The 9,324-nt window shown below is 69.4% G+C and carries 8 protein-coding genes; 4 read left to right on the forward strand and 4 right to left on the reverse strand.

Annotated elements, in window-relative coordinates:
* Window positions 1–607 precede the first annotated feature (607 nt).
* Both JHN63_RS41135 and JHN63_RS41140 read left to right on the forward strand, forming a co-directional pair.
* Window positions 608–1,210, forward strand: coding sequence for a hypothetical protein (locus JHN63_RS41135; protein ID WP_200690232.1), 603 nt, complete (start codon window positions 608–610; stop codon window positions 1,208–1,210).
* Between the two features lie 369 nt (window positions 1,211–1,579).
* Window positions 1,580–2,212, forward strand: coding sequence for a DUF2461 family protein (locus tag JHN63_RS41140; RefSeq protein WP_234478455.1), 633 nt, complete (start codon window positions 1,580–1,582; stop codon window positions 2,210–2,212).
* A gap of 14 nt (window positions 2,213–2,226) precedes the next feature.
* Here the strand turns inward: JHN63_RS41140 and JHN63_RS41145 are convergent, their stop codons facing one another.
* Together JHN63_RS41145 and JHN63_RS41150 are read right to left on the reverse strand one after the other, a co-directional pair.
* Window positions 2,227–3,345, reverse strand: a complete 1,119-nt coding sequence (locus JHN63_RS41145) for an acyl-CoA desaturase (protein WP_200690233.1) — start codon at window positions 3,343–3,345, stop codon at window positions 2,227–2,229.
* A gap of 7 nt (window positions 3,346–3,352) precedes the next feature.
* Window positions 3,353–4,408, reverse strand: coding sequence for a ferredoxin reductase (locus tag JHN63_RS41150; RefSeq protein ID WP_200690234.1), 1,056 nt, complete (start codon window positions 4,406–4,408; stop codon window positions 3,353–3,355).
* 87 nt (window positions 4,409–4,495) lie between these two features.
* On the opposite strand from JHN63_RS41150, the gene JHN63_RS41155 reads away from it, so the two are divergent.
* Entirely contained in the window at window positions 4,496–5,635 is a 1,140-nt protein-coding gene (locus tag JHN63_RS41155) for a CdaR family transcriptional regulator (protein ID WP_200690235.1), read from the forward strand.
* Window positions 5,636–6,368: 733 nt separating this feature from the next.
* On the opposite strand, the gene JHN63_RS41160 is transcribed toward JHN63_RS41155, so the two are convergent.
* The gene (locus JHN63_RS41160) at window positions 6,369–7,295 is read right to left on the reverse strand and encodes a pyridoxamine 5'-phosphate oxidase family protein (RefSeq protein WP_200690236.1); all 927 of its coding nucleotides are present in this window, start codon (window positions 7,293–7,295) and stop codon (window positions 6,369–6,371) included.
* Window positions 7,292–7,990 (reverse strand): hemerythrin domain-containing protein, encoded by a 699-nt coding sequence (locus tag JHN63_RS41165; RefSeq protein WP_200690237.1) that lies wholly within the window; start codon window positions 7,988–7,990, stop codon window positions 7,292–7,294. The genes JHN63_RS41160 and JHN63_RS41165 overlap by 4 nt, the downstream gene beginning before the upstream one ends.
* A 153-nt stretch (window positions 7,991–8,143) precedes the next feature.
* Here JHN63_RS41165 and JHN63_RS41170 point away from each other — a divergent pair.
* Window positions 8,144–9,324: BTAD domain-containing putative transcriptional regulator (locus JHN63_RS41170; protein ID WP_307782103.1), on the forward strand; the 1,181-nt coding region annotated here is incomplete at its 3' end.

Raw genomic sequence — 9,324 nt, forward strand, 5'->3', positions numbered from 1 at the left:
ATTCGTCGACGACCTCTTCGGTCAGGGACGGACGCTGAGCAATGAGCACGGGGTGTTGCCTCCATTTTCGGCGCCCGCTATTTGACGCCGTAGACACCAGGAAGGGTACGGGGTGACGCGAGTCGATACGGTCTCCGCATCGGCCGAGTCGGCCGACTCCGACCCAGCGAGGAGTCTTCGGGCCTCCCTTCGTTCAGTAGCCTCCACGGCCGATTCTGCTTTGGCAGTGCCTGAGTCTCCGGCGTGCAGGATGGCAAGACAGGCAGGCGCGGCCCTGGCCGCGTCACGTCGCACGCGGCCAACAACGTCCCCTCTATGCTCGTTACTCCGGGCCGGGGCATTCCCCCGATGGAAGCGGCGGGCGCGTGCGTGACGAGGTAGTCGGCGGTCAGTGGCCTCGGTGGCCGGGCACGTGTGGGTACGCGGGCATCTCCTAGCAGGCGGGGTCGCGCCCGGTCTCGCGGTAGTGGTCTTGCTGGCCTTTGCGGCAGGTTGCACGGGCTCGACGGGCGGAGGGGTTGGCACGGGGACGGCGCTGCAGGGGGAGGGGCCGACAGCGACCGGGGCTGTCGGCTTCTCGGACGTGAAGGTCGGTGGCATCTACCGGATGGCCTTCCCTCTGACGAGGAACATCTCCCAGCGGGCCGTCTCCGTTACCGGGGTCAAGCTCCTGAGCATCCCGGCGGGCGGCAAGGTGCTTGGTTACTCCGTCTACTCGGTGAAGGACACGCCCGGCTACCGGCTGGGCTACCAGGAGACCGCGCACCCCACCGCCGGCGACGTGGACCTCGACAAGTACCCGAACTACGCAGGGCACCCGTACACCATCAAGTCGGGGGCGCTCAGCGACAAGTACGCGGTGGTACGGCTCAAGGTCACCGCAAAGGTGACCAAGCCCATCACGGGCTGCGAGGCGGACTACACGCAGGCCGGACGGACCCACCACCAGACTCTCACCTGCAGGTTCCAGCTCGACATGGCCGAACGAGCCCGACGGCACGGCCCCCACCTGACCGTACGGCCCACCTGTGACGCCCTGCCCCGACTGCCGGGGCAGGGCGTCACCTGTTTCCCGTGGGTGCCCAACCGGAACAGCGGCGACGGCAGAAAAGCTCTTCACCAGATCCTTCGTCATGGACGGACAGAACCTGTCCGGCCTCGGGCACCTGAACCTCGGCTACAGCACCCGGGCGGGGTCGTGAGCGGCTGACGCGAGGTGTCGGGCGTCGGCCCGGGGGGCGTTGCGGCCAACAGCGTGAGGACGTCGATCGTCCGTGAGGCCAACGCCGCTGATGGCACGATCAGTTGGGGTGAAAGGCGGGTTTCGTGCGGGGTGACAGGAGGCAGATCCAGATGGCGGTCCTGGGCGGCGCGGACTCGGAGGAGCCGCTGATGCTGCCGCTGGAGGCGATCGAGCTGGATGCCTTCCGCCGGCGGCACGAGCACGACACGTTCTGGTGTGGGCTACTGCTCGGAGGCTGCGGTCTGCCTGACCGCGAAGCTGTACATTGTCTCGTTTCCTGCCCTTGCCCGTCTCACTCCCGGCGCGCGCGGATCACGGGTGAGTTAACCTCCGCGCATGCGCGGACAGTTCACCGGTTGGCCGGAGCAGGCCATGGACGTGTTGTGGCAGCTTCAGGGCGAACCGACCCACGCGACCCGCGAGCGCTGCCGTGCGGACCGTGAACGCCTGGTCCGGCAGCCGATGATTGCCCTGCTCAACGAGGTCGCGGACGCCGACCCCCGGTACGAGGACTTCTCCGTCTGGCACTACCGCACCGACTCCTGGTGGTGGCAGCACCAGGGCGCGGTGATCCGGCTCGGCCGCAAGATCGAGATCGGTCTCCGGTTCGACCTGGACGGCCTGCGGATCCAGGGCGCCTGGTGGTACCCCGATCCCGGCCAGGTGGACATGTTCCGCACAGCCGTCGCCTCCGAGGGGAGCGGCCGTGAACTGTCCGCCATCGTCGAGGACGTACGGAAGAGGGGCTACGACGTCTCCGGGGACGTGATGAAACGCGCCCCGCGCGGCTATCCGACGGACCACTCCCGTACGGACCTGTTGCGTCACCGTTCACTGATCGCCGCCCGTCCCCTCGACTGCGAGCAGTGGCTGCACACCCCCGAGGCGGTCGACCGGGTCCTGGCGGCCGTCGCCGACCTGGACCCCCTGCTGATGTGGCTGGTCCGCCAGTGCGGCCGAAAGACCTGAACCCGTACCGGGAATCAGGCTGCGACCAGCTCCTGCTCGCGGTCCGGTGTCTTGACCTTCGGGCTCTTGTTCGGCAGCGAGAGCCGGAAGACCTTGTGCCAGGCGGAGAGCACCTGCTTGGGCAGCGGCCCGGTGACGTACTCCAGCTCGTACTTCTCGAACAGTGCGCGCACCTTCACCGCGACCTCGGCGTACCGGTTGCTCGGCAGGTCCGGGAACAGGTGGTGCTCGATCTGGTGGGAGAGGTTGCCGGTCATGAAGTGCATGGCCCTGCTGCCGCTGATGTTCGCCGAGCCCATCATCTGGCGCAGGTACCACTGGCCGCGCGTCTCGCCGTTGATCGATCGGCGTTCGAAGACCTGCACGCCCTCGGGGAAGTGCCCGCACATGATCACGGAGTGGGTCCAGACGTTGCGGACCAGGTTCGCGGTGAATGTGGCGGCGAGTGTGGGGAGGAATGACGGGCCCGAGAGCAGCGGGTGGATGACGTAGTCCTTGAGCACCTGCTTGCGGATCTTGCGGCCCACGGCCCTGGCGCGCTCGCGGAACTCCGGGTTGTTGCGGCGGCGCTTTTGCAGGTTCTTGCCGAGCTCCAGGTCGTAGGCGGCGATGCCGTACTCGAAGAAGCAGGCGTTGAGGAAGTTCCACAGCGGCTGGCCGAGGTGGAAGGGGTGCCACTTCTGGTCCTCGTCGACGCGCATGATGCCGTAGCCGAGGTCGTTGTCCTTGCCGATCACGTTGGTGTACGTGTGGTGCAGCTCGTTGTGCGAGTGCTTCCACTGCTCGGACGGCGAGACGTGATCCCATTCCCAGGTGGTGGAGTGGATCTTCGGGTCCCGCATCCAGTCCCACTGGCCGTGCAGGATGTTGTGGCCGATCTCCATGTTGTCCATGATCTTTGCCACGGACAGACCGGCGGTGCCGATCAGCCACGCGGGCGGGAAGAGCGAGAACAGCAGGACACCCCGGCTGGCCAGCTCCAGCTTGCGCTGCGCCGAGATGACCTTGCGGATGTAGGCGGCGTCCTTCTCGCCGCGGCCGGCGATCACCTCGTCGCGGATCGCGTCCAGCTCACGGCCGAGCTCCTCGATCTGCTCCGCGGTCAGGTGGGCGGTGGGGTCGGTGGCGGTCAAGGTGCTCCTACCGTTCGATGTCGCAGGGGCCCGCCGCGGCGGACACGCAGGTCTGGATGAGGACGCCCGGCTCGGCCTCGGTGATCTCGCCGGTGCGCAGGTCGCGGACGGCGCCCGCCTTGAGCGGTGTGACGCAGCCGAAGCAGATGCCCATGCGGCACCCCGACGGCATGAGCACACCGGCCTCCTCGCCGACGTCCAGCAACGGCGTCGCGCCGTCCGCGTCGACGGTCCTGCCGGTGGTGCTGAATGTGACCTCGCCACCGTCGCCGGTGACGACGATGTTGGGGCGGAAGCGTTCGGTGTGCAGGCGCTCTTGTACGCCGTGCTCGGTCCAGTGCTTTTCGGCGGCGTCGAGGAGGCCCGCGGGTCCGCATGCCCAGGTCTCGCGCTCGGCCCAGTCGGGCACGAGTTCGCCGAGGCGGGCGATGTCGAGCGTGCCGTCCGTGTCGGTGTGCACCTCGGTGAGCCGCAGCTTCTTGTCCGCGACCAGGCCGTGCAGTTCGTCGCGGAAGATCACGTCCTGCGGCCGTGACGCGCAGTGGACCATGACGACGTCGTCGAACGCGGTGTCGCGCAGCATGCCCATCACGGGCGTGATGCCGCTGCCGGCCGTCAGGTAGAGCACCTTGGCGGGCTTGGCCCGCGGCAGCACGAAGTCACCGGTCGCCTGGTCGAGGTGGACCAGCGTGCCCGGCTTTGCCCTGCGGACCAGGTGGTTGCTGACCTTGCCGTCCTCGATCGCCTTCACGGTGATCGTGACGCGGCCGTCTGGACGGTTCGTCGGCGAGGTGAGGGAGTAGGCACGCCACAGGCGCACCCCCTCGACATCGACCCCGATCCGCACGTACTGACCGGCCGTGTGGCCGCGCCAGCCCCGTCCCGGCCTGATCACAATGGTCGCGGCGTCACCCGTCTCGGGGTGCACGGCCTCGATGCGCCCCCGCAGGTCGGCGCCCGCACGCAGCGGGCTGACCAGGTCGAGGTAGTCCGACGGCAGCAGCGGCGTCGTGATCATCTCCAGCAGTTTCCACGCCCTGCTGCGAAGGGCTGTACTCGTCATGGCTCCAGCTTGCTGCGCCTCAAGGCGTAAAGTCCTGACCGCAGGACGTAAATCTGGTCGGCTGAATTGTTCGCAGGGAACAAAAACGTGAGTCATGCAATCCAGAGGGTCAGCGAACTGGCTCTCGATGAGACGACGGTCACCGCTCTTCGGGCCGCGCTGAGGACCACCGCCGACGAGATCGTCCAGGCGATCATCGACGAGGTCCCTTCCTACGCCAACGCCCTTTCGGGCCGCATGGGCGCCACCATCCGCCGGGCCGTCCGCACCGCCCTGGGGCACTACCTGGACCTCGCCAGCGGCAACGCCACAGGCGGCGACGCCGGCGACGCCGCCTACGAACTGGGCCGCGGCGAAGTCCGCGACGGCCGTTCGATGGACGCCCTCCTCAGCGCCTACCGCGTCGGCGCCCGCGTCGCCTGGCGATGCCTGGCAGCGGGCGCCGTACCCGCAGGATTGCCCGCCGCCGAGGTCGCCAAGTTCGCCGAACTGACCTTCGCCTACATCGACGAACTCTCCGCCGCGAGCGCCGCGGGCCACGCCGACGAACTGGCCGCCCGGGGCAGGGACCACGAGCGCCACCTGGAACACCTGGCCCGAGACCTCCTCGCCGGCGCGAGCCCGGACGTACTGCTGGCCTCCGCCCAACGGGCCGGATGGCAGCCCCCGCTCTCCCTGACCGCAGTCCTCCTGCCCACCGCCCAGGCCCGGCCCACCTACCGCACCCTCGACCCCAGCACCCTCGTCCTCGACGACCTGCCCGACGCCACCGGCGTACTCCTCGTCCCCGACGCCGACCGACCCCATCTCCTGCGGCAACTGACCGACCGCACCGCCGTGGCCGGCCCCACCCGGCCATGGACCCGAGCGTCCGCCTCGTACACACGAGCCCTACGCGCACGCTCCCTCTCACCCGACATCCGCGACACCGAGGACCACCTGCCCGAGCTGGTACTGAGCGCCGACGCAGACGCGTTCGCAGACCTACGCGCCCGAGCCCTCGCACCGCTACGGACCTTGCCCGTCACCACCGCACGGCGCCTGGAAGAGACGCTGCGGGCATGGCTGCTGCACCAGGGCAGACGGGACGAGGTGGCCGCGGCGCTGTTCGTCCATCCCCAGACGGTCCGCTACCGGATGACGCAACTGCGGGAACTGTTTCCGGACCTCGCATCGCCACACCGGGTCCTTGAACTGACCCTGGCGGTCGGCCTTCGGGCCGGCTGACGCATACGCCGACCGTCCACGACCGCGTCCGCGAGCGGTCCAGGAATCACGCCTCGCTCTCGGCGCCATCAAGCTGGCTCATGCGGCCCGGGAGGAGGGCCAGCCGTCGACGCCCCCTCCGCTCACCAAGGAGATGGTCGAGGACGTCTGCCCGCTGCTCCGCCAATTCTGTGTCAACTCTGGGCGTGTTGCGCCGCTGCGCTGATTCCGGCGAACGCTGCTGGAACTGCCCAATCCCTCTGCCTGCACCGCTGGCCCCGAAGCTGCCCGACCATCCGGCCGCGGCACAACAACCCTCCAGGGCAAGGCAATTGGCGGCAGGTGGTGGTCTACTGCGTGACATGCGCCAAGGGTCGGAGCCGGGCCTGGGGTGAACGTGAGGTGGATGTCCTCAGGACGACGCGAAGGCCCGGCCGTCTCGATCGCCGATCCTCCTGGGTGGCGGAGGGCGGGCATCTGCTTCTCTTGAGCGCTCGTCCAGCAGGTACTCGGAGCCGAACTCCATCGGTTCCGTGGCGGACTCGGCAGGAACTCGGTGGCTTAACCTTCAGCCGCAAACGCCCACCCGGTTGAAGTGCTTTCAGGCGGCCGAGCCGCTGCCGCCACTTCTCCGCGTTCTCGGCCGGGCCTGAAGGCCATGTGCATCAACGCGACCCGCATGAACCTCGGCCCCTGCCGGCCGTCCCAAGCCGGGCCAGGGAAGGACGCTCTCCCGGTCGAGAGCTCGAGTCGGTCAGGCGCTGCTGCGCTGCCGCGCCGATGCCGCGAGTGCCCTGAACTCGTCCCACTGCACATGGGGGCGGTCGAGGCCGCGCCGTTCCAGATAGCGGGTGGTGGCGCGGCGCGTGCTGCGCAGGACGCGGATTGCGTCGGTCGGGCGGCCGGTGCCCATGGGTTCCACCACCTTGGTGGGAACCAGCCGCCAGACGCCGTCCGCGACTTTCAGGGTGCCCCGGACAAGGACGTTGTGCATGTGGTTCAGGTGCTCGTCGTGGCGGTGCACCAGCAGGGAGGCGGGACCGGCGGTCGCGGCGCAGTCGGCGGGTACCTCCACCGCGAAGCCGTCGTCGGTCGGGGCGGGCCGCGTCCGGGCGAGCACCGGTGCCCCGGAGTCGTCGCGCGCGGCGAGCACCGCCGAGGAGAAACGGGCGAGTTGGGCCGCGCCCGGCAGCGGATGCGTCCCCTTCACGTCCGGTGGCGCCGACGTGGGGAGCGGCGGTCGTACGACGAGCTGGTCCGGGGTGACGGTGATCAGCAGCCGGAGGTAGTACCAGTCCATCAACCGCCGCAGGGGAGCGGTGACATACGCCCTGCTGTGCGGCTGCCGTTCGAAGAGCATCCGCCAGTAGTCCTCGGCGCCCTGAGGGCCTGTCATGATCTCGTCGGGGCACTCGGCCCGGCCGCCGACGAAGATCTGCGGGGCGTGGTCGAGGCCGCTGCCGGTGGGGTCGGAGAAGAGGAGGGCGACGCGGCCGTCCCGGCGGATGTTCAGCGCCTTCTGCGCGAACGCCAGGGACGTGCTCAGCAGCAGCGTGCCGTCCTTCTGCCGCCGCACGGCGGTCGGCCAGGCCAGCGGTGTGCCGTCGCGGCCGAGGGTGACGAACTCGCAGGTGCGGTAGGCGTCCAGGACGTCGAGCGGCGCGGAGTCGAGAAAAGTCATCGGCTCTGCTGCCCGTCCAGCGGACCGCGTATCGCCCGGCAGGCGGCAGCGTACTGGCGGCGGCCCACAGCCTTCCACAGCAACCGGCCGACCATCGGGGTGCGGCCGAGGAAGTACGCCCGCTCCTCGGGCGTGGCGTCCTCCAGGATCGCGCCGAGCGCGATCAGGAGTCTGTTCCTGGGTATCCGCTCCAGTCCACGGCGTCCGACCAGATCCCACTCGCCGACCGTCAGATGCTCGGCGACCAACGGAAGGACCAACTGCTCTTCGTCGGCGAGGTGTTCGAGCAGCACCGCACGATGCTGCTCCAGTGCCAGCGCGAGTTCCTCTCCGGCGAGCTGGTCCGCCGCCCGTTCCCACGCGGCCGTCCATTCGGCTATGACCGTCAGGCTCACGTCGATGCGCTGGTGCTGCTCCTCCATGCGGGCCACCAACCGGTCCTCGGGGGCCCGGTTTTGGAGGTGCGGCCAGATGAGGTCGTCCTCCAGGGAGTGGTGGCTGTGCAGTCCCGCCACATACTCGCGCAGGTGTTCCGCGACCTTCGCAGCGCGGGCCGTGTCGCTGGCGGGGACGGCCCGTACCAGGCGGGGCAGATACGCCGACTCGCGGCGGAAGACACGGTGGACCACGATCATCTCGTGGGTGTACGGACGTTCGGACGTGGGAAGTTCGTCCGTCGTGTTGGTGGGGGACACGCTTGCTTGCTCCAACGATCAGGTACCGGCAACAGCCTCCTAGGCTGCCGCTTTCCGCTTGGCGTCTGCTTGGCGCTCCACTTGGGGCTGATGAGCAGCGCGTTTATCGTCTGTTGACGGGCCGGACCAACGGCTCCGGTAGATTCGCGTGGCGTGCTGCACATTCGAGTCCTGGGTTCGCTGGGCGCTGACGTCGGGGGTAAGCCGGTCGAACTGGGTGCCCCGCGGCAGCGGGCCGTCCTGTCCCTGCTGATAGCGGCCCGCGGGAGCGTCGTGCCGGTTGAACGGATGGCGGACGAACTGTGGCGGGGAGCGCCGCCGGCGAAGGCCACGGCCTCCCTCCACGCCTACGTGTCCAACCTGCGCCGCTCCCTCGAACCGGGCCGGCCACCGCGCACCCCGGCGACCGTCCTCGTCACCGCTCCGCCCGGCTACGCCCTGCGGCTTCCCCCGGACTCGGTGGACGCCTGGCGCTTCGAGACCTGGGTGAACCGAGCCCGTAGCGCCCCGGCCGAGGATGCCCGACAACTGCTCGCCGACGCGCTTGGCTGGTGGCATGGTCCGGCCTTCGCGGAATTCACGGACGAGGCATGGGCCGAGCAGGAGGTGGCCCGCCTGACCGCTCTCCACGCCGAGGCCCGCGAACTCGCCGTAGCGGCCGACCTCAACACCGGCCGCCCGGCGGAAGCGATACCGATGGCCGAACTCCTGGTCCGGGCAAGCCCGTTGAGGGAGGAGGGCTGGCGACTTCTCGCCCTCGCCCAGTGGGCCTGCGGACGGCAGGCCGACGCGCTCAGCTCGCTGCGTCGTGCCACTCGTGTGCTGCGTGAGGAACTCGGCTGTGATCCCGGCCCGGCACTGGCCGAGTTGGAACAGGCCGTGCTCGCGTCGCGGCTCGATGTGCTGCAGGCATCCGTGTCCGGGCCTGCACGGGCCGTGCCGTCGCCCGTTCCGTCCGTTGACGAACCGCCGAGTCCCGGACAGAACCTCTTCGTCGGCAGGAGCAGCGAACTGCGTGCACTGGAGGCCGCCGCATGGGCCGCCCGGCACAGCGGCGGCGTGATGCTGGTCACCGGTGAGGCCGGCGCGGGAAAGTCCGCGCTGCTCGGTCGGCTCGGCGGCCGTCTGCGGTCCGGCGGTTGGAGGGTGGTGATCGGGCGCTGTCCCGAGTACGAGGGTGCGCCGCCCGCCTGGGCGTGGGTGGAGTTGCTCGTTGCGCTTGCCCACGCCATTCCACCGACGTACCCCGAGGAACTGTCGGTTCTGCTCCTCAAACCCCAGCACGTGGCCGCATCGAGTCGCGACGAGGCGACCGCAGGACGCTTCCGGATGCA

Origin of the sequence: Streptomyces sp. MBT65 (genome assembly GCF_016612545.1) — a bacterium.
Taxonomy (GTDB): Bacteria; Actinomycetota; Actinomycetes; order Streptomycetales; family Streptomycetaceae; genus Streptomyces.